A 21278-nucleotide genomic window follows, 5' to 3' on the forward strand; every position below is an offset into this window, starting at 1 on the left:
TCAAGCATCGTCCGGCTTCACTTCAGATTTACGCGGACGACGGCTGCGTGCGGCGGGCTTGCGGGCTGTTTTTACCCCTTTGACCGGAGCTTCTTCCGGTGGCTGAACCGGCGTTTCGACCGCTGCTGGCGTTTCCGGCGCTATATTGACATCCCGCACGACAGTTTGTCCGGCAACTTGCGGCGCAGCCGCTGCGATTTTCTTTTCGGCCGGCTTGCGGCCTCCGCGTCCCTTGCGGCGGGTTTCCGGTTTGGCGCCGTTGTCTTCAGCCGTCGCTGCTACTGTCGGCGAAACTGCTGCGGTTTCGCTTACTTCCGGCAGCGGCAACGATGGTGGCGCCGGCTGTTCCGCTGCGACTTCACTGGAAATCGTGCCTCCGCTATTGCCATTATTGCCGCTACTACGATATACGTAAGCCCCCGATTTCTCGTCACGGCCGAATTCGAGCAGACCGCGTGCCTGGGCTTCTTCCAGCAAATTGCCGAAGGCACGGAAACCGTAATATGACTCGCTGAAATCAGGCTTGCGGCGTTTGATCGCCTCTTTCAACACGGATGCCCAAATCTTGCCGCTGTCGCCGCGTTCGGACACCAACGCATCGAAAGTCTCAACCGCCATGTCGATCGCCTGATTCTTGCGCGCCTCCAACTCTGCCTTGCGACGCTTTTCTTCATCGGGCGAACGCTTGGCTGCCGGCTGCGTTTCCCGCGTACCACGCTTTGCGGCCGTGCGCCGGCTCTCACGCACCAGGTCGTCATAAAAAATAAATTCGTCGCAGTTGGCAACCAGCAGGTCGGAAGTCGATTGCTTGACGCCGACGCCGATCACTTGCTTGGCGTTCTCGCGCAATTTGGAGACCAGCGGCGAGAAATCGGAGTCGCCGCTGATGATGACGAAGGTATTGACGTGCGATTTCATATAGCAAAGATCGAGTGCGTCCACCACAAGGCGAATGTCAGCCGAATTCTTGCCGGACTGGCGCACATGCGGGATTTCGATCAGCTCGAAATTGGCCTCGTGCATGGTGGCCTTGAACTCTTTGTAGCGCTCCCAGTCGCAGTAAGCCTTCTTGACGACGATACTTCCCTTTAGCAGAAGGCGTTCCAGCACCGGCTTGATGTCGAACTTCTCGTATTTTGCATCACGCACGCCGAGCGCGACGTTTTCGAAGTCGCAGAACACTGCCATGCTGAGGTTTTCCGGGGATGAGGCCATAAATTTATTGCTTTCCAATGAGTGGCTGGACTTGACCGGTTGAGCTTGATAATCATGCGCGACAGCGGACTTTCAAGCTATCGATTATAGCCAACAATGTTGTAGGCTGATGACATGCCGCAAGCGGCTGGCACGCAGCGTGAGTTACCCACAGAAATTGTGCGTAGCCCTGTGGATAACCACTCTGCTAACTCACTAAGCTATTGATTTAATGAGTTTTTCCGGCAGCGCTACAGAAGCGCGCAAAGAAAAAACCCGCTAACCTTGCGGTAGCGGGCTAAATCCGAACCCGGGGAGAGTCGGAGGAGACAAACGAAATCGTAGCGCCCGAATATGACAAGGCCGTGACCCGAGGCGGGGCGCCGCCCGGATTAGAGGAAGTCCTCGCTTCAGGCTATTTTCAAGATGCGCGGTTCAAAATCGGCCTTGTGCACGCCATTGCTGCCCGCGCCATGCGGTTCTGCCTGCAAGGCTTCAACGATATCCTCGCGTTTCAACTGCGGTGCAAACTGCAAGATGAAGTCATACGTATAAGACCGCAGATAAGCCCCGCGCCGCACTGCCAGCCTGGTCACATTGGATGCCAGCAGATGCGATACTGAAATCGAACGCAAGCCGTTCTGGCGGCTATGCTCGGTAGCCATCGAGGCCACCAGCCCGACACCAAGGCCAAGCGATACGTATTGCTGGATAACGTCGGAATCCATCGCCGTCAGGACGATATCGGGCGTGATGCCGGCTTTGCTGAAGGCATCGTCGATATGGCCGCGGCCGGTAAAACCGACATCGTAGGTAATCAACGGATAGGCCGCCAGATCGGCCAGGCTGATCGGCCCGCTGATTTCCAGCAAAGGATGATGCTCCGGCACTACCAGCACGTGACTCCATTCGTAGCATGGAAAGGAAATCAATTCCTTGAACCGGGTCAGGCCTTCGGTGGCGATGCCGACGTCGGCCTTGCCCGATATCACCCAGTCGGCAATATGTTCCGGCGAGCTTTGTTGCAAGGCGATGCGGACATCGGGAAAACTGGCGCGGAAACCTTGCACCACCCGCGGCAACGCATAGCGAGCCTGGGTATGGGTGGCGGCGACAGTCAAGGTGCCGCTGGTCTCGCCCGAATATTCCTGGCTGGCCTGGCGCAGGTTTTCCGCTTCCTGCAGCAGTCTTTCGACGATCTTCAAAATTCCTTTGCCGGGATCGGTCAAGCCGATCAGGCGCTTGCCGTTGCGGATGAAAATATCGACGCCGAGCTCTTCTTCCAGCTCGCGGATCTGGCGGCTGACCCCAGGTTGTGAAGTAAACAAGACATTCGCTACTTCAGTCAGATTGAAGCCGCAACGCGCCGCTTCGCGGATCGAACGTAATTGTTGAAAATTCATAGTGTTCTCCTTACCTTACTGTGTAGCTTGTTGTGTAGCTTGATCTTCGACGAACACCTGCAGGCGGCGCGGACGCACCACCAGGGTTTCGCCGTCTTTCAAATTGAGCTGCCGGAAGCGCTCGCTGGAGATCACCGCTTCGATCAGACCGGCGTCGGCGCCATCGCTGCGCTCCAGTTCCAGCTGCGCCAGCGGCCCGATCGCATGGGCGCGCCGTAGTTGCACCACGATTCCTTCGGTGCTGGCACCTGCTATATAGCGATCGACGTCGAGGTCATGCGGCCGTACATAGCCGACGCCTTGCGCATCGTGCGCCGCAGCGTGCTCAGGCGCGTTGAAAACGGCGCCGCCGGTATCCAGTACGCCTTGGTGCACACGGCCGTGAAACAGGTTGACGTTGCCGAGGAAGCCGTAGACGAATGGCGATGCCGGGTTTTCATAGACTTGCTGCGGTGCGCCTACCTGCTCGACATTGCCCTTGTTCATCAACACAATCTGATCCGCCACTTCCAGCGCTTCTTCCTGATCGTGGGTCACGAAAATGCTGGTGACGTGCAACTCGTCGTGCAAACGCCGCAGCCAACGCCGCAATTCCTTACGCACCTTGGCGTCAAGCGCGCCGAACGGCTCGTCCAGCAACAGCACGCGCGGCTCCACCGCCAGTGCCCGCGCCAGTGCGATACGCTGGCGCTGGCCGCCGGACAATTGCGGCGGATACCGATCGGCCAGCCAATCCAGCTGCACCAGTTCCAGCAAGCTGGTTACTTTTTCACGAATCGCGTTTTCGCTGGGACGCTGGGCGCGTGGCTTGACGCGCAGGCCGAAGGCGATGTTTTCAAACACGGTCATATGCTTGAACAAGGCATAGTGCTGGAATACGAAACCGACCTGGCGCTCGCGTACATGGCGCGACGAGGCATCTTCGCCTTCCAGCAAGACCTGGCCGCTATCCTGCGCTTCGAGGCCGGCGATGATGCGCAACAAGGTGGTTTTGCCGCAACCGGATGGCCCTAGCAGCGCGGTCAATTCTCCGGTCGGGAATTCCAGCGACACATTATTCAGTGCGACAAATTCGCCGAAACGCTTGTTGATGTTGCTTACCTGGATACTCATGCCTGCTCCTGTCCTGATTGATGCCCCACGTTATGCGGTAGTACCGTTTCGCGCAAACGCCACTCGATGAACGATTTCAGCGCCAAGGTCAGCAGCGCCAGAAACGCCAGCAGCGAGGCCACCGCAAACGCTGCCTGGAAGTTGTATTCGTTGTACAGAATCTCTACCTGCAAGGGGATGGTGTTGGTCTCGCCGCGAATATGGCCGGACACCACCGACACCGCCCCGAACTCACCCATGGCGCGGGCGTTACACAAGATCACGCCATACAGCAGGCCCCATTTAATATTCGGCAAAGTCACGTGGCGGAATGTCTTCCAGCCGGAAGCGCCCAGCACCAGGGCGGCCTCTTCTTCTTCGCTGCCCTGCGCTTGCATCAACGGGATCAGTTCACGCGCCACAAAGGGGAAGGTAACGAACACAGTCGCCAGCACGATGCCCGGCACCGCAAACAGGATCTTGATATCGTGCTCGCGCAGCCATGGGCCGAACCAGCCTTGAGCGCCGAACAACAATACATAAATCAGGCCGGATATCACCGGCGATACCGAGAACGGCAGATCGATCAACGTCAGCAAGATGTTCTTGCCGCGAAATTCAAACTTGGCAATCGTCCACGCCGCAGCGACCCCGAACACCAGGTTGAGCGGCACCGCAATCGCGGCGGTCAGCACGGTCAGCTTGATGGCGCTGATCGCATCCGGCTCGATGATCGCCGCCAGATAGGCTTCCCAGCCCTTCTTGAATGCTTCGGCAAATACCGATAGCAGCGGCACCACCAGGAACAGGGCGAGGAACAACAACGCCACTGTCATTAACAAGGCGCGCACCCACAACGGCTCCAGGGTAGCGTTCGGTACATGGATCGGCTCACCTCTCATCTGCGGTTTGGCAACTGGTGTTGTAGCTGCGGCAGCCGAATTGAAATTACTGGCGGTAGCGCTCAATTCCTGCTCCTATACTTTGACCGACTGGCCGCGTTTGCGGGTCCAGGCTTGCAATACGTTGATCGCCAGCAGCAGCAGGAACGATACTGTCAGCATCACCACCGCAATCGCGGTCGCTCCGGCATAGTCGTACTGCTCCAGCTTGGTAACAATGAACAAGGGGGTGATTTCCGACACCATCGGCATATTCCCGGCGATGAAGATGACCGAACCGTACTCACCGGTAGCGCGGGCAAAGGACAACGCGAAACCGGTTAATAACGCGGGAAATACCGTCGGGAAAATCACCCGGGTAAAAGTCTGCCAATGATTCGCGCCAAGACTGGCGGCGGCTTCCTCCAACTCTTTCTCGGCATCTTCCAGCACCGGTTGCACGGTACGCACCACAAACGGCAAGCCGATAAAAGTCAGCGCTACCAATATGCCTAGCGGCGTAAAAGCGACCTTGATGCCCAGCGGTTCCAGATATTGGCCGATCCAGCCGTTGCTTGAATACAGCGCGGTCAAGGCGATGCCGGCCACCGCCGTCGGCAGCGCAAACGGCAAGTCAACCAGGGCGTCGATCAATTTTTTGCCGGGAAACTGATAACGCACCAGCACCCAGGCCACGATGCCGCCGAAAAAAGCATTCAGCAGCGCCGCCAGCAAGGAGGTGCCGAAAGTCAGGCGGTAAGACGCCATCACCCGTGGCGAAGTGACAGCGGCGACGAAACCGTCCCAGCTCAGCGTGAAGGTCTTGAGAAACACGGCCGATAAGGGGATCAATACGATCAGAGCCAGATAAAACAGGGTGAATCCCAGCGACAGGCTAAACCCGGGCATCACGCGAAACGGCGTGGCGGACTTGCTTGCAAGGCCTTGATTGGTAAGGGCAGCGGCGGTCATACATCGTCCTCTTATTACAAATACGGCTAAAGAACGAAGATAATCTCACTGGTTTGTTATAAAGAGAACGAACTTTTTAGCATGTGCATAGAATGATTTTGCATAAGAGAAATAGATTTTTTCTGCCATCTCGTTCACTTATTTGTATTTTTAGCAACAAATTACGCAATCAGACCGGTGCAGGAAAGCGCCACTTCTGCGTCGTTTCCCTCGTCAACCACTCAAAACCAGCCGAATCCGCTGCATTCCAGTGGCGCTTTTTTGTATTCTGTTCCGCGATTTCTGCAGATTGTCGCAAGCAGCTGGCGACTTGCCCTGCCCCTCCCTAAAGTGACGACATGCAACAACGTCAGCCACCTGCGAATCACTTAACGGAGAACAAAATGAACACAGCACGCACAGCACTGATCGCCATCCTGTCCATCGCAACTCTGGCCGGCAGCATCGCTCCGGCACAAGCAGCACCACAGCAAACTGAAGTCTCCACGCTGCCAACCATCACGATTATCGGCAAACGTCCAAGCCATCCAGAGTTCATGCAAACCGTGACGATCGTCGCCAAACGCCTGAGCCCGCAAGAAAAGCTGGCCATGGCACAACAGGACGACTGCCTGGCTACGATCACCGTTGTCGGCAAGCGTCTGAACCGGGAACAAAAATCGGTCTTGGCTCAGCAAGAGGCAAGCCACAAGAAGGCTGTCATCTAAGCCGCCACCTTAGTTGCATGTACGTTGCAGTTACGTCGCAGTTCCAAACCAGGAGATTGCAAATGAACACCGTATTCCGATTATCGGTCGCCACCATGTTGTTAGCGGTCCTGAGCTTGAGTACCGCCAGCCCGGTCATGGCAGCAGCACCAGCCCCGGCCAAGAAAGCCGCAGTGACGTCTGAGGAAATTCCATTGCTGATGCCGCCCATCGTGATCATCGGCAAGCGCATGACACCGGAAGAAAAAATAGCTTTTAAGCAGCAACAGCAGCAACGCGCCCATGCCATGAAAAAAGTGGCACGCAAGAAAACTGAGCAAATCGGCTCGTCGGCGCTCAGCGCTCTTTGATGCTTTATAGCAAAACGGTCAGACCGCTGCGCCCGTTCCGTTTAAAATGACGACAACTTTTTGAGTTGCCGCACAAACTGATTCCCACTCTATGAATTCTGATTCGTTCACCACATTCAAGAAAAATGCAGCGATCGCCTCGACCTATCTGTCACGCGGGTTCGACAAAGTAGCGAGCTGGGTCACGCAGCTTTCGTGGTGGAAGTTCCTGTTGTTTGCAGTGCTGATGCTGGCGGCTGCCGGGATTTTGCAGGAAACGCTGTTTTCTTCCGAAGAGATCATCATCGAGAAAGTCAGCAAACATGAGAGCAAAGCCTCAAAACCTGCCAAGTCCACCAAGTCCGCCAGAGGCAAAACCGATATCCGGATTGACGACACCGGCGTCCATATCAATACCGGCGCTTATACCTACAATGGCGACGATGCGGCGAGTGTCCCTGCAGCGCCGCCGCCTCCTTCAAAGGCAGAAGCCGCCGCTGGCGCGCCTGCTGCGGCGCCTGCAGCACCGGCAGCACCGGCAGCACCGGCAGCACCGGCAGCACCAGCAGCACCAGCCGCGCCGGCAGCGCCTCCCGACAATGCCGCCAGCCTGAGCCTGAACTTGCCGCCGGATGCTGCCCAGGATGTTAATCAGGCGATCAACGATGCGGTTGCCGCCATCCATGAAGCCGCCGCAGAGAAAGCTGAGCAGCAGGTTGCCCGCTACCAGAAAAAATCTTCTGAATGGTTCGTGAATTTTGTGCTGCTGTTGCTGATCGGCTTATTCGGCACCAAGGCGCTGATGGGCGGCAAGAAACGGGCTGAAGCGCGTGCCCAGGCGGCCAATGCCGCCGCCGAGCACGCCAACCTGCAACGCGAAGTATCGGAAGCCAAGATGCAGATGATCCAGGCTCAGGTCGAACCGCATTTTCTGTTCAATACGCTGGCTTCGGTCGACTACCTGATTGAAACCGATCCGCCGCGCGCCTCAGCCATGCAAAAGCACCTGATCCAGTACTTGCGGGCAGTATTGCCGCAGATGCGGGAAACCGCCACCGTCACCACGCTGGGACGCGAAGTCGACATTGTGCGGGCCTATCTGGATCTGTTGAAGATGCGCATGGAAGAACGCCTGAACGTCGATCTGCAAGTATCCGACGGCTTACGCAGCGCAGCCTTCCCGCCGATGATGCTGCAATCGCTGGTGGAAAATGCCATCAAGCATGGCCTGGAGCGCAAACCGGAAGGCGGCTACTTGCGTATCAAGGCGGAAGTAGCCGACAATCAGCTGCGCGTCAGCGTCACTGACGACGGCCTGGGTTTTGGCGCCCTCCCAAGCAATGGCACGGGACTTGGATTGCAAAGTATCCGCGACCGCCTCAAACTGTTGCACGGCAACGCCGCACAACTGGAGATAACCCCCAACAGCCCGAGTGGCGTATGCTCAACCATTGAGGTGCCATATCAGGTAGTTGGCACCGGTAAGACCAAGCCTGTATAAATTCATCATCCAGGCTAGCTTTATAAGCAGGAGGAAACATGCACATGAATATGAAATTAAAAATGATCTCGCGTTTTGCGTTTGTCTTTACACTGGCTACTGCCGCGTTGGTTCCGCTGCTTAGCCTCATCCCCAGCTCCAGCATGGCCGCCGAAGTAGTCAGAGTCGAGCGCCAGGTAGGCAGTTTTCAGCAAGTGGAAGTGATGGATGCGGTGAACGTGTTTCTGACCCAGGGGCCGACCAAACCGGCTGTGATCGAAGCGGAATCCAACCTTGTTCCGCTGGTCGAGCTGGAAATCAGCGGTTCAGTATTGCGGGTCCATTTGAAACGCAATTCGTCATTCACCAGCCGCCACGATATCAATGTCTACCTGAGCGCGCCTGAGGTCAATGGACTGAGCGTGTTCGGCTCAGGCGACCTTAAACTGCGCGACAAGCTGAGTTCAAAAGACGGCATCAAGATTTCCATCTCCGGTTCCGGCAGCGTCAGCGGTGAACTGAACACTCCTACCGTCACTGCCTCTATCGCCGGCGCCGGCGACATCAAGGTCAGAGGCAAGACACGCGACCTGAAGGTATCGATTGCAGGCAGCGGCGATTATGACGGCTTCGACCTGATGGCGGAAAACACCAGCGTGTCGATCGTCGGCAGCGGCGACGCCCATGTCTATGCCAGCAAGAATTTAAACGTCTCGACCGCCGGCTCGGGCGACGTCGCCTATAGCGGCGACCCGCAAGTGCGCTCCAGCATCATGGGCTCCGGCTCAGTCAAAAAACGCTGAATCTCCTGTTAAAATAGTTGCCTATGCCTACTGCTATCATTGCCGATGACGAGCGCCTGATGCGCGACCAGATCCGCTTACGCCTGAGCCAGGCGTGGCCGGAACTGGAAATCCTCGGAGAAGCGAAAAACGGCGATGAAGCAATCGATCTGGTCGACCAGCTGCAACCCGATTTCACCTTCCTCGACATCCGCATGCCAGGAAAAACCGGGCTGCAGGCGGCACAGGAAATCGGTGGCAAAAGCCACATCGTTTTCATTACCGCCTATGACGAATACGCCATCGAAGCTTTCGAGCGCGGCGCTGTCGACTACATCCTGAAACCGGCCGAGGCCGAACGCTTGCGCCTGACCGTCACCCGCCTCAAGGCCAGGCTCAGTTCGACACCGGCCGACATGAGTTCGATGCTGACCCAACTCGCCAAGCAGATGGGGATCGCCACCAAACCAGTCTATCTGCAATGGATACAAGCCAGCATCGGCCAGCAGCTGCGGCTGATCCCGGTGCAGGAAATCCTGTTTTTCCGTTCCGATGAAAAGTACACCAGCGTCCAGACCGCGACCTATGAAGCATTGATCCGCAAACCGGTGCGCGACCTCGCTGAAGAACTGGATCCCGACCTGTTCTGGCAAATCCACCGCGCCACCCTGGTCAACGTCAACGCCATCGACGGCATCACCCGCGACATGCGCGGCCGCCATCAGGTGCTGATAAAGGGACATTCTGAAAAACTGGAGGTGAGCCGCAGCTTTATCCATTTGTTCAAACAAATGTAGGCGCCGCTCGGCGCTACGCTGTATGGCTACACGACGACACTAAGCCAGCAGCGCTTTGACGAAATCCTTCTTGCCGCCAGGCGGCGGTATCTCGAATTGCAAGGCAGACTCCACATGATGCAAATGATGCGCCATCAGCTGCACTGCCTTTTCCGTATCCCCGGCCTTCGCCGCCTGCAGGAATTCGACATGCTCGTCCGATGAACATGTCGCATCCCTGGTGGACTGGTACAACATGGTAATCAGCGAACTGCGGCCGGCCAGCTTGGTCAGCACATCGGTCAAGACTTGATTGCCCACCGTGCGCGCCAGCAGAATGTGAAAGTCGCTCAGCAGTTTAGAGCGGATTTGCGGATTCTCCTTGGATAGCGCCTCGCGTTCCTCCTTCAAGTGCTGTTCAAGCATTTGATAATCGGCGGCGCTGGCCTTGGCCACGAACTCACGCACCAGCGCAGCTTCCAGCACGCGCCGCACGAAGAATATCTGGCGCGCCTCTTCCTCGGTCGGCCGACTCACAAACGCCCCTTTATCGGGCACCAGATCGATCAATTTGTCTTTCGCCAGCATCACCAGCGCCGCTCGGATCTTGGTGCGGCTCACGGAATACAGGCGCGCGAGGGCCTCTTCCCGCAATTTGGTGCCGGGTGGCAGGCGCTGCTCGGCAATCGCGGTCGTGATATCGGCCGCTATATCGTCAGAACTGTCGGCGCCGGATGGGCTGGAAGACAGGCTCATGTTGTCGATTTCCTTGGAGCTTGGTTCTAAAGATCAAAATTGTACTTGCAAATGCGGCGCCTTCAAAAAATAAGAATGGTTTGCCGGGTTGCGCCCGACCGCCAACGGCGTCGGGCGCACCTGCTCTCTACCTGCTCTCTACCTGCTTTCTACTTACAGCGACCTGCCGTCAGCCGCTATTTGCAAGTTGGCTGCGTCAAGATCCTCTTCCACGGCGGCCGGACGTTCGCCGTTCAAGACCGCATGCGCGCGTACCTTATCGATATCTTTTTCCCACACCGCCACCACCACGGTCGCCACGCAGTTACCCAGCAGATTGCCCAGTGCACGTGCGATGCCCATGAACCAGTCGACCGACAGCACCAGTACCAGTCCGACCACGGGAATTGCCGGAATGGCCGATAAGGTCGCCGCCAGAATCACAATCGCTGAACCCGGCACACCATGCGCACCCTTGGAAGTAATCAAGGCCACCGCCAGGATTGCCAGCAAATCGGTCAGCGCCAGTGGCGTATTGGTGGCTTGCGCAATGAACACGGCGGCCAGGGTCAGGTAGATCGAGAAGGCATCCAGGTTGAACGAATAACCGGTCGGGATCACCAGGCCCACAGTGGAATCCTTGATGCCCATATATTCCAGCTTGCGCATGATCTGCGGCAGCACGCTATCCGATGAGGCGGTAGCCAGCACCACCAGCAGCTCCGCACGCAGGTATTTAATCAGCTTGAAGATGCTGAAACCGGTAAGCCTGAGGATGGTACCCAATATAGCAAAGACGAAAATCACCACCGCAAAGAAATACAAGAGCACCAGGAAACTCAGCTGTTGCAAGGAGCCGACGCCATATTTACCGACCGTGAACGCAATCGCGCCGAACACGCCGAGCGGCGCCAGCCTGATGATAAAAGACATACATTTGAAAAAAGCATCCGACATGCTGTGCACGATGGTGATGATAGGCGCCGCTTTTTCACCGATCAGCGAAAGGGCCGAACCGAAAATGATCGAAAACAGCAGCACCTGCAGCACGTCGCCAGAGGTAAACGCGCTGACCACGGTATTGGGGATGATTTTCATCACGAAGTCGGAAAAGCTGCTGCCTCTGACCTTATTGGCGGTTTCCACATAACTGGACAAGGCATTCGCGTCCAGGGTGTCAGGATTGATGTTCATGCCGACGCCGGGATGGAATACAAAAGCCAGCAGCAGCCCCAGTACCAGGGCAATCGTAGTCACTACTTCAAAGTAGATCAGCGCCTTCAAGCCGACCCGGCCGACTTTCTTCAACTCGCCGGCGCCGTAAATGCCATGCACCACCACACAGAATACGATCATCGGGATGATCATCTTGACCAGCTTGATAAAACCGTCGCCCAAAGGCTTCAGGCTTTCTCCGAATTTCGGGAACAGCACCCCGACTGCGATTCCCATGACAAGTGCTATCAGCACCTGGCCAAACAGTGATTTAAAAAAGCGCCGCACGTTCGTCTCCTAATTGTTTGTTTGGTTTATACCAATTTATAAGTCTGGAATCGCCCCGATTCAAGCTTGGAAAAGCGGCGCCCCGGATTCAATATAATGCATTCACTTATTGTATGCAATAATTGAATTCAAGAGTATTATTCAAAAAACCCAAGAAAAACAGGAAAACCCAGGAAAACCCGTAGTCGACATTTTGCTCGGCAAGAACACGGATTTATTTTGTATCCCTACTTTGATTTCTACTTTGGATGTGAACATGACCAATACCACCATCACCATTGACGGCTTCAGCCTTGCTGCTCAGCAAGTAGTCGACGTCGCCCGCGCACCGCACCTGCCAGTAACCCTGGCCGATTCTTCGCGCGCCGCGCTGAAAGAAAGCCGCGACTACATCGAATCGACCTGGATGCACGATGAAGCGCCGATGATGTACAGCTTTAACACCGGCGTCGGCTTGTTGAAAGACACCCGTATCAAGGTTGAAAATATCGAGTTGTTCCAGACCCAGCTGATCAAGGCCCACTGTGCCGGCATCGGCGAACCGTTCTCGGAAGAAGTCAGCCGCGCCACCATGCTGTTGCGCGCGAATGCGTTCGCCAGCAATTATTCGGCGCCTCGGGTGGAAGTGGTAGACCGCCTGCTGGCTTTCCTGAATGCCGGCATCCATCCGATCATGCCGCAAAAAGGATCGGTCGGCGCATCCGGCGATCTGGCGCCGTTGTCTTACCTGGCGGCGGCGATTGCCGGTTTCGACGAAGCGGAAGTGATGTACCAAGGTCAGCGCATGAGCGCCCCGCAAGCGATCACCAAGGCCGGTGTTGGCCCGGTCAAGTTCGACTTGAAAGCCAAGGATGCCTCGGCCCTGATCAACGGTTGCACTGCTTCGCTGGCGGTGGCCGTGCTGGTTGCGCATGATTCACGCAATCTGTTGAGCGATGCCTGTTTGTCGCTGGGTTTGACGTTGGAGGCGATGCGCGCTGAAATGGCGGCTTTCGACCACCGCATCCAGCAAGCCCGTCCGCATGCCGGCCAGATCAAGACTGCCGCCATCATCCGCAACCTGCTGTCTGGTTCGACCCGCACCACGCATGAAGCACGCGCCGTGCAGTTTCCGGAGGAAACCCGTCGCACCGATATCCCTTACAGCTCGCGCATCCAGGATGTGTATTCGCTGCGTTGCGCGCCGCAAGTCTACGGCCCGGTATTCGATGCGCTCGACTATATCGACAATATCGTCGACAAGGAAATCAACTCGGCTACCGATAACCCGCTGATCTTCGATAAAGAAGGCGGCGGCTTTGAAATCATCTCCGGCGGTAACTTCCACGGCCAATACCTGGCGCAAGCGATGGATCTGCTGGCGATGGCGATTACCGACCTGGGCAGCATCTGCGAGCGCCGTGTCGCGCGCCTGATCGATCCGACCTTGTCGTGGGGCTTGCCACGCAATCTGATGAGCGGTGTGCGCGGCGTCAACACCGGTTATCCGGTGGTGCAATGTTCGCTGAGTTCGCTGGTGATGGAAAACCGCACCCTGTGCATGCCGGGCAGCGTCGACAGCATTCCAGCCAAAGGCAACAGCGAAGACCACGTTTCGAATTCGACCTGGTGTGCGCGCAAGGCGGCGACGGTGGTGGCCAATACGCAATACATCATCGGCGTCGAGATGCTGCTGGCGGCGCAGGCGTTGACGATGACGGAAGATCTGTTGCCAGGCTTCGTGCTGGGCAAGGGAACGCAAGCGGCGTATCAGGAAATCCGCCGTCAGATTCCGGCTTGCCTGGAAGGCGATCGCTGGTTCCACAACGATATCGTTGTGGCCCAATCGTTCGTAGTCAGCGGTTCGGTGCGCAATGCGGTGGTCAAGCAGATCGGTGAGTTTGTCTGATCCAAGTACCTTGAAATGAAAAATGAGCCACGTCATCGTGGCTCATTTTTTTCGTAGGGTGGGCATGAATGCCCACCCTGCTACAAACTCAATCCGGCCACAGTTTTCATTTTATTGGAAAGTTTTAATTTACTTTGTAAATGGTAATCATTATTATTCGTATTAATTAAAACTGGTCATACAGCAATCTGATTGGGCGTATTCGCCGCAATTTGGTTTAGCGGCCGCATTTCAGAGGGAATCCATCGATGTCGCAATTTCGTTCTTCCATGTTGGCAAGCGCGCTTTCTCTGGCGTTTTCAGCACCTCCTGCAAGCGCTCAAACGCCACCCGAATCCGACCAGAAAAAAAGCCATCCCAATGCGACTCTTCAGCCTGCGCCGACAACTGAACATGAACTAGCGCCGATGGAAGTAACCGCCCAACGGACCAAAAGCAATTTAATGCGCCCGACGCGCCAGGTCAATGTGATCGAGCACGAGGAGTTGGAGGAGCTACGCCAGGGCTCCGGCAGTTTCGCCACGCTGTTGAGCAAAATCATACCTGGCATGGCAGACTCCAGTCACACCGTCAGTGACTTCGGGCAAACGCTGCGCGGCCGGAATATGCTGGTGCTGGTGGACGGTATTCCACTCAACACAAATCGGGACTCTGCTCGAAACCTGGCCAGCATTAATCCCGCCAGCATTCAGAAAGTAGAAGTTCTGCGGGGCAGCAGCGCGATCTACGGCAGCGGTGCGACCGGCGGCATTATCTACGTGACATCGCGTCCCGCCGGTGGCGAACCCTATGCCGAGACCACGTTTTCAGCGACATCGCCGCTATCCCGTTTAGGCAAAGACGGGCTGGGTGGGCAGGTTCAGCATTATCTTTCAGGTAGCAACGGCATCATCGATTACGCACTGAATATCGACGTGCAGCATATCGGCGCATCGTACGATGGCCGCGGAAATCGCCTCGCGCCGGAACCAAGCCAGGGCGATCTGTTCGATAGCAACTCTTATAATATTGGCGGAAAAATCGGCATGCGCATCGATCGCGATCAGCGCCTGCAATTTGCAGCAAGCCACTACGATGCTAAGCAAGATACTGACTATGGGTCCGATCCCGCGGTTGCCAAACTTGCTGCAGGAACAGCGACCGCGCACGCCATCAAAGGCCTGCAACTCGCGGATCAAAACCAGATCAAGAACACCTTGTTAAGCGCCGATTATCAGCATCAGGATTTTTTTGGCAGCACGCTCTCTGCCCAACTTTACTATCGCGATTTTTTCACACGCTTCCCGCCATTCGATGCACGTGCAGTCGCGACCCGCGGCAACAACGTGGATCAAGTGATGCAGAACACCAGCGCGCTTGGCAGCCGCGTGACGCTCAAGACGCCTTTGACTGCTGACAAGAAAACCCAACTGACCTGGGGCATGGACTTTAACCAGGAACGCAGCGATATGCCACTCGACATTTTCAATGCGGCTGCCTATGACGCCAGCGGCGGCCTGGCATTCAACAAGATCGGCACCCTGACCTACATGCCGTCGCTGACCACGCGCAGCATCGGCGCCTTCGGCCAACTGCAGCACAAGTTCAACCAGCAATGGTCGCTGGAAGGCGGCGTGCGATATGAACGCGCCAATGCCAGGTTCAACGATTTCATCCCGTTGTCTCAATCCCGCGCAGCGAATCCGCAAGCGGTCAAAGGTGGTTCAGTCAGTTACGGCTCATGGCTGCTGAATGTCGGCGCTACGTATGCGCCGGTGAAACGGCAAGAATTCTATGCCTCGTTCAGCCAAGGCTTCCAGCTGCCGGATATCGGCCTGCAGATCAGGAATGCCACGCCACGCTTCGACATCGCGTCGTCCAATCTCGAACCTGTGACAACCGACAATTATGAAATGGGCTGGCGCGGCGCATTTGACAATGTGCTGACCTCAATGGCGGTGTTTTACACAACCTCCAGGCTGGGCGACGTACAGAGCTTCAACAATGGTCTGATCCTGACCCGTACCAGCGAAAAAATCCTGGGTGTCGAAGGTAGCCTGGATTATTTACCGGATGATTCCGTGTGGGGTGCGGGTGGCACCATGACCTGGATGCGCGGTCGCGAGCTGCCGCAAAACGCTGTCAGCGATCAGGTCATGACCGGCTATCGCATCCCGCCGCTGAAACTGACCAGCTATATCCAATACAAGCCGAACAGCCGCTGGAGCAATCGTTTGCAGGCCACCTATTTTGCGGCACGGGATTATCGATTGAACGGCCAGAACAGCTTTGGCCGCAGGGAAGTCGGCAGCTATACGACGCTTGATCTCATCAGCCGTTACCAGCTTGGCAAAAAGGATACGATCAGCGGCGGCGTAGAGAACCTGCTCAACCGCTACTACTATCCGCTATACAGTCAGCTGATGCGCAATAGCAACAATACCAGCCGCCTGCCAGCCCCGGGAGCGCTGCTGAAAGTAAGTTACAGCCATGTCTGGTAAGAGCTTCGGTCAACGCAACTGACGATGCGGGAGGTGGCGTAATGTAATTGCTGCGTGCAATTACATTACGCCAATGCCACCTGCCCCACCAGAGCCTGCAATAAAGACTGGCCGTACAGCCAGTCGCCGAGATTGGATTCGGCGTTGATGTGTCCAAGCGCGCCGGCGTCGACGTATGCCGATCCCCAGACTTGCGCCCAGTGACGGGCGCGCCGGCTTTCCATCCACGGATCGTTGAGGCTGCCGACCACGATCGACGGCACCGGCAGGCGTCCGTTCACCGCCGCGCTGACGTCGAATTTGTCCGGATCGGCAGGCGCCACCAGCAAGGCCCCGGCCAGATTCGGAATCTCGTTCAAGGCGCTGTGCACCGTAGTCAGGCAGCCAAAACTATGGGCGATCGCCAAAGCCGGTTGCTCTGACTGCCGCAACTGGCGCTGCAAGCGTTCCGACCAGACTTCCAGCACCGGCGCATCCCAGTGCGCCTGTTCAACCCGTTCGAAGCCTGGATATAGCCGCTGCCATCGCGATTGCCAATGCAGCGGGCCGCTGTTATACAGCCCCGGCACTACCAACACACGAAACGATGAGAGCGTATTCATGTTCAATTTCTGTCAAGTGTCTCTGTCGATATGCCATCTTGCTGCAACGGCGCGGAATCGGCAAATGCATGCAACGCCGCCTGCGGCAGATCCCACAAAAAACCTTGCCCATGCAAGGGATGGGCGCTGATCCTTGCCAGTTGCTGCAGCACCTCCAGATCGCGCGCCTTTTCAAGGCGCTTGAAAATCACGCGGATTCCACGCGTCGCGCAATTTTCCAGCAAGCGCGTAGTCTGCTCGTCATGCGTGACACCGCGCGCATCGATCTTGATCACATCCGGTTTCACTCTTTCCAGCAAGCTCGCGGCTTGCGCCACGTCGTCGGCATTTACCGCGAGCCGGAAATGATTGCGCCGGTAATTGTCCAGCACATAGTTTAGCAGCCAGCCCTGGTTCTCGGCAATGGTCGGCAGCTGCAGCACTATCCTGTCATGCGGCAGACCGAGCAAATTCAGGATACGCCGAAACGCCATGCCGTGATTGCTGTCGACCGCAGCCAGCAAACGTGCGTGCACGCTCAGGTATAAATCGCCCGCCACAGCTTCTTCCTGCCGATAGAAATTGATCGAATGCAGCATGCGGCACAGACGATCCAGCTCAATCGATTCGTCGTCGCTGGCCGCATGGTCCAGTAATTTCCACAGATACAGGCCGTTGTCGCTGGCCGAATAGCTATGGGCAAAACCCTCATGCCCGATGATGGCGCCCTTGCCCGTACCAGCTTCAATCCGGCGCAAAGGCTGGAATACGCTGGTCAGCGTGGTATTGAAATAACGTCCCTGCGCACGGCCGTCGCCATCCAGCCAGACCCGGCAATCGCTACGGGGTTCGTCGTGGTTCGGGTCATCCCTGGCGCCGTTCAAACGGGCCAGATACTGCTCCAGAGCGGGAAAGGACATGGCTTATCTCGATATGACGAATAGTCGGGAGGGTGACGCTGAGACCGATGACGCTGAGACCGATGACGCTCAGATCTTGGCGATCGATACTTCGGTGGCTTTTACCAGCGCCACCACTTCGGTGCCGATCACCAGCCCCAGGTCCTTGACCGAACGGGTAGTGATCACCGAAGTGACGATGCCGGCCGGTGTCTCGACATCGACTTCCGACACCACGGTGCCTTCGATGATTGCCTTGATCTTGCCTTTGAACTGATTACGTACATTGATAGCCTGGATAGTCATGATTTTTTCCTGAAAAGATACGGACGAACAAAGAATGAATGTAATTTGCTGATTGCAAAAAATTACAATTTGGCGATCGATACTTCAGTGGCCTTCACCAGCGCCACCACTTCCGATCCGACCACCAGTCCCAGATCGCGTACCGAGCGGGTGGTGATGACTGAGGAAACGATGCCGGACGGGGTTTCGATGTCGAGCGCGGATAACACCTCATCCTCGGTGATGCTCTGGATCCTGCCGCGGAACTGGTTGCGGACGTTAATTGCCTGGATGCTCATGATTTCTCCTTTGGTGATACGGTTACATCAAAATGACGTCGAAACAGCTTCAGAATTACGCCCAAATTACGCACGGATCAGATAGCCCAGCCAACCTGGCTTACCGTCCGCTGCAGCGAGATATCACCCAACGCCGAATCAAGCCGTGGCGCCGGATGCTTCAACACGCGCGCCAGGATCCGCTCTTCCAGTTGCGCAAAAGCCAGGTTGCCGCGGGCTCGCGGACGCGGCAGGCTGATCCGTTCATCCAGTGTGATTTCACCGTCTTCGATCAGCAACACGCGATCCGCCAGGGCAATCGCCTCTTGCACATCATGCGTTACCAGCACGGCGGTAAACCCGCGCTCCTTCCACAACGACTCGATCAGTTGCTGCATTTCGATACGGGTCAAGGCATCCAGCGCGCCGAGCGGTTCATCCAGCAGTAGCAGTTCCGGGTCATGCACCAGCGCCCGCGCCAACGCTACCCGCTGCCGCTGGCCGCCGGACAATACTGCCGGCCACTCGCTGGCGCGGTCTTCAAGGCCGACCTGGTTCAAGGCTCTGAGCGAAGCCAGCGAAGCGCGCGGCAAACCCAGGCCGACATTGTTCAATACGCGTTTCCACGGCAACAGGCGCGAATCCTGAAACATGATGCGGATTTCAGGCTTATTTTCACGCGCGCCGAAGCCGATGCTGCCGTTGCTTGGCCGTTCCAGCCCGGCGATCAAGCGCAGTAATGTACTTTTACCGCAACCGCTACGGCCGACAATGGCAACAAATTCACCAGCAGCGATCCCGACATTGAGCGTCTTCAATACCTCCCGTCCGGCGTACGACTTGGACAGCGAGCGCACTCGAATGCCGACACCACGACCAGTATTAAGCTGAACTGCAGCATTGACTTCGGCATTTTCAACAGGATCAATTTGCATCTTCCCACCCACCTTGGATAAATTTCATTTGCGACGTATTCACTGGTAACCCGGATGCCAGCGCAGCCAGTAACGCTCCAGCAGGCGCGCCAGGATATCGGCCAGCTTGCCCAGCAAGGCATAGAGCAAGATACCTACCAGCACCACATCGGTTTGCAAGAATTCACGCGCATTCATGGTCATGTAGCCTATGCCCGCCTGTGCCGAGATGGTTTCGGCGACGATCAGCAAGACCCACACCAGGCCCAGTGCGAAGCGCACGCCGACCAGTATCGACGGCAAAGCACCTGGCAAGATCACATCGCGATACAACGGCCAGCCGGACAAGGCGTAACTCTTGGCCATCTCGATCAAACCCTTGTCTACCGAGCGAATGCCATGGAAGGTATTCAGATACACCGGGAAAAATACGCCTATCGATACCAGGAACAGCTTTGACGATTCATCGATGCCGAACCACAGGATCACCAACGGGATCAGAGCCAGCGCCGGAATATTGCGGATCATCTGGATGCTGGTATCGAGCAGGGTTTCCGCCTGCTTGAACGTCCCGGTCAGCAAACCCAGCAACAAACCCAGGCCGCCACCCACGGCAAACCCGGAAATCGCACGCCAGGCGCTGATCCGCACATGCGTCCAAAGTTCGCCGGACAGCGCCAATGACCATGCGGCGCGCGCCACGGCCCAAGGCTCTGGCAAGATCCGGCTCGACAGCCAGCCGACCTTGGCGGCAAACTCCCAGGCCAAAATCAAAGCCACCGGCAACAGCCACGGCAACAGACGTTCTTTCCAGATCTGTATAACCTTCGCCCGCTGATTCGCTGCGTGTCCTGCAGTGCGGCTGCCATGCGCCGGGGCTGCCGCTGTAATGATTGCGCTCATAGTTGCTCCTTCAAATCGGTCCCTTCAACTTTGCGATGCTTTCGGCAGCAAACCGTTGGCAATCACCTCGCCAAATGGCCCCGTCAGCGCTTGCTCGCCGGTAGCCGCGCGCCCTTTGCCCAATAGCGGGAAAACCAGTTCGGCAAAACGGTAAGACTCTTCCAGATGCGGATAGCCCGAAAGAATGAATGTGTCTATGCCCAGCGCCGCATATTCCTGCATCCGTTCAGCCACGGTTTCCGCGTCGCCGACCAGCGCAGTGCCGGCGCCGCCGCGCACCAGGCCAACGCCGGCCCACAGGTTTGGCGAAACTTCCAGCTTGTCGCGACGGCCGCCATGCAAAGCCGCCATGCGCCGTTGTCCTTCCGAATCCATCTTGGAAAATGCCGCCTGCGCCCTGGCAATGACATCATCATCGACATGGCTGATCAATTCCTCTACCGCTGCCCATGCCGCCTGATTGGTTTCCCGCACAATCACATGCAGGCGAATCCCGAAGCGCACGGTGCGGCCATGTTTGGCAGCGCGTGCACGAATATCGGCAATTTTTTCAGCCACCGCGGCTGGCGGCTCGCCCCAGGTCAGGTAGACATCAACCTGCTCCGCAGCCAGTTCATGCGCCGGTTCCGAGGAGCCGCCGAAATATAAAGGTGGATATGGCTTCTGCACCGGCGGATAAAGTGTCTTCGCGCCCTTGACCTTGATGTGCTTGCCGATGAAGTTGTAACCGGACTCGCCGCCCTCGCCAGACAAAGCGCCGCGCCATACTTTCAGGAATTCCGAAGAAATTTCATAACGCTCGGCATGTTCGGCGAACAAGCCGTCGGCTTCCAGTTCAGCCTGGTCGCCACCGGTAACCACGTTGATCAACAAACGTCCGTTCGACAAGCGATCGAAAGTCGACGCCATGCGGATCGCCAGGCCTGGCGTGCTCAAGCCGGGCCGGATCGCCACCAGGAATTTCAGGCGCTGGGTGAAGCCGAGCAAACTGGAGGCGACTACCCAAGCATCTTCACAAGAGCGCCCGGTCGGCAGCAATACACCGTCATAACCGAGGGTATCGGCAGCCACTGCGATTTGCTTCATGTAATCGAAATTGACCGGGCGCGCCCCTTGGGAGGTGCCGAGATAACGACTGTCGCCGTGGGTAGGAATAAACCAGAAAACGTTCATGACTGCTTCCGTATCGATTGATT

The 21278-nt window shown here is 56.7% G+C and carries 21 protein-coding genes; 7 read left to right on the forward strand and 14 right to left on the reverse strand.

What is annotated here, in order from left to right; all coding sequences use genetic code 11:
- From KHU29_RS10370 to cysT, 5 genes are all read right to left on the reverse strand, one after another.
- Positions 1–1215 (reverse strand): NYN domain-containing protein, encoded by a 1215-nt coding sequence (locus KHU29_RS10370; RefSeq protein WP_211452730.1) that lies wholly within the window; start codon positions 1213–1215, stop codon positions 1–3.
- A gap of 389 nt (positions 1216–1604) precedes the next feature.
- Positions 1605–2597, reverse strand: a complete 993-nt coding sequence (locus KHU29_RS10375) for a CysB family HTH-type transcriptional regulator (protein ID WP_211452731.1) — start codon at positions 2595–2597, stop codon at positions 1605–1607.
- A 15-nt stretch (positions 2598–2612) separates the two neighbouring features.
- Complete coding sequence (locus KHU29_RS10380; RefSeq protein ID WP_211452732.1) at positions 2613–3710, reverse strand: sulfate/molybdate ABC transporter ATP-binding protein; 1098 nt, start codon at positions 3708–3710, stop codon at positions 2613–2615.
- The gene (cysW, locus tag KHU29_RS10385; RefSeq protein WP_211452807.1) at positions 3707–4591 is read right to left on the reverse strand and encodes a sulfate ABC transporter permease subunit CysW; all 885 of its coding nucleotides are present in this window, start codon (positions 4589–4591) and stop codon (positions 3707–3709) included. The genes KHU29_RS10380 and cysW overlap by 4 nt, the downstream gene beginning before the upstream one ends.
- Before the next feature lie 75 nt (positions 4592–4666).
- Positions 4667–5542 (reverse strand): sulfate ABC transporter permease subunit CysT, encoded by an 876-nt coding sequence (gene cysT / locus KHU29_RS10390; protein WP_211452733.1) that lies wholly within the window; start codon positions 5540–5542, stop codon positions 4667–4669.
- Between the two features lie 383 nt (positions 5543–5925).
- On the opposite strand from cysT, the gene KHU29_RS10395 reads away from it, so the two are divergent.
- From KHU29_RS10395 to KHU29_RS10415, 5 genes are all read left to right on the forward strand, one after another.
- Positions 5926–6249 carry a hypothetical protein gene (locus tag KHU29_RS10395; RefSeq protein WP_211452734.1) on the forward strand — a complete coding sequence of 108 codons (324 nt, stop codon included), beginning with the start codon at positions 5926–5928 and terminating at the stop codon, positions 6247–6249.
- Positions 6250–6311: 62 nt separating this feature from the next.
- Positions 6312–6599 carry a hypothetical protein gene (locus KHU29_RS10400; protein ID WP_211452735.1) on the forward strand — a complete coding sequence of 96 codons (288 nt, stop codon included), beginning with the start codon at positions 6312–6314 and terminating at the stop codon, positions 6597–6599.
- Between the two features lie 91 nt (positions 6600–6690).
- Positions 6691–8079 (forward strand): sensor histidine kinase, encoded by a 1389-nt coding sequence (locus KHU29_RS10405; protein ID WP_211452736.1) that lies wholly within the window; start codon positions 6691–6693, stop codon positions 8077–8079.
- A gap of 44 nt (positions 8080–8123) precedes the next feature.
- Positions 8124–8861: a head GIN domain-containing protein gene (locus KHU29_RS10410; protein WP_211452737.1), complete on the forward strand. Its 738-nt coding sequence runs from the start codon at positions 8124–8126 to the stop codon at positions 8859–8861.
- Positions 8862–8884: 23 nt separating this feature from the next.
- Entirely contained in the window at positions 8885–9637 is a 753-nt protein-coding gene (locus KHU29_RS10415) for a LytR/AlgR family response regulator transcription factor (protein WP_211452738.1), read from the forward strand.
- A gap of 39 nt (positions 9638–9676) precedes the next feature.
- On the opposite strand, the gene KHU29_RS10420 is transcribed toward KHU29_RS10415, so the two are convergent.
- Both KHU29_RS10420 and KHU29_RS10425 read right to left on the reverse strand, forming a co-directional pair.
- On the reverse strand, positions 9677–10372 hold the full coding sequence (locus KHU29_RS10420) for a GntR family transcriptional regulator (RefSeq protein ID WP_211452739.1): 696 nt from the start codon (positions 10370–10372) through the stop codon (positions 9677–9679).
- A 153-nt stretch (positions 10373–10525) separates the two neighbouring features.
- Complete coding sequence (locus KHU29_RS10425; RefSeq protein WP_211452740.1) at positions 10526–11854, reverse strand: C4-dicarboxylate transporter DctA; 1329 nt, start codon at positions 11852–11854, stop codon at positions 10526–10528.
- A gap of 256 nt (positions 11855–12110) precedes the next feature.
- Between KHU29_RS10425 and KHU29_RS10430 the strand changes: the two genes are divergently transcribed.
- Both KHU29_RS10430 and KHU29_RS10435 read left to right on the forward strand, forming a co-directional pair.
- On the forward strand, positions 12111–13742 hold the full coding sequence (locus KHU29_RS10430; protein WP_211452741.1) for an HAL/PAL/TAL family ammonia-lyase: 1632 nt from the start codon (positions 12111–12113) through the stop codon (positions 13740–13742).
- A 269-nt stretch (positions 13743–14011) separates the two neighbouring features.
- Complete coding sequence (locus KHU29_RS10435) at positions 14012–16222, forward strand: TonB-dependent receptor (protein ID WP_425514468.1); 2211 nt, start codon at positions 14012–14014, stop codon at positions 16220–16222.
- Between the two features lie 65 nt (positions 16223–16287).
- On the opposite strand, the gene KHU29_RS10440 is transcribed toward KHU29_RS10435, so the two are convergent.
- The 7 genes from KHU29_RS10440 to ssuD all read right to left on the reverse strand — a co-directional run bounded on the left by KHU29_RS10440 (position 16288) and on the right by ssuD (position 21255).
- Entirely contained in the window at positions 16288–16824 is a 537-nt protein-coding gene (locus KHU29_RS10440; RefSeq protein ID WP_211452743.1) for an RBBP9/YdeN family alpha/beta hydrolase, read from the reverse strand.
- Positions 16825–16826: 2 nt separating this feature from the next.
- Positions 16827–17723 carry an EAL domain-containing protein gene (locus tag KHU29_RS10445; protein WP_211452744.1) on the reverse strand — a complete coding sequence of 299 codons (897 nt, stop codon included), beginning with the start codon at positions 17721–17723 and terminating at the stop codon, positions 16827–16829.
- 69 nt (positions 17724–17792) lie between these two features.
- Positions 17793–18008, reverse strand: a complete 216-nt coding sequence (locus KHU29_RS10450; protein ID WP_014007003.1) for a TOBE domain-containing protein — start codon at positions 18006–18008, stop codon at positions 17793–17795.
- 62 nt (positions 18009–18070) lie between these two features.
- Entirely contained in the window at positions 18071–18286 is a 216-nt protein-coding gene (locus tag KHU29_RS10455; RefSeq protein WP_092415807.1) for a TOBE domain-containing protein, read from the reverse strand.
- A gap of 77 nt (positions 18287–18363) precedes the next feature.
- Complete coding sequence (locus tag KHU29_RS10460) at positions 18364–19200, reverse strand: ATP-binding cassette domain-containing protein (RefSeq protein WP_211452745.1); 837 nt, start codon at positions 19198–19200, stop codon at positions 18364–18366.
- Positions 19201–19239: 39 nt separating this feature from the next.
- On the reverse strand, positions 19240–20082 hold the full coding sequence (gene ssuC / locus KHU29_RS10465) for an aliphatic sulfonate ABC transporter permease SsuC (RefSeq protein ID WP_246541814.1): 843 nt from the start codon (positions 20080–20082) through the stop codon (positions 19240–19242).
- 24 nt (positions 20083–20106) lie between these two features.
- Complete coding sequence (ssuD, locus tag KHU29_RS10470; RefSeq protein WP_211452746.1) at positions 20107–21255, reverse strand: FMNH2-dependent alkanesulfonate monooxygenase; 1149 nt, start codon at positions 21253–21255, stop codon at positions 20107–20109.
- Positions 21256–21278: the final 23 nt, after the last annotated feature.

The organism is Collimonas antrihumi (assembly GCF_018304965.1).
Taxonomy (GTDB): Bacteria; Pseudomonadota; Gammaproteobacteria; order Burkholderiales; family Burkholderiaceae_D; genus Collimonas; species Collimonas antrihumi.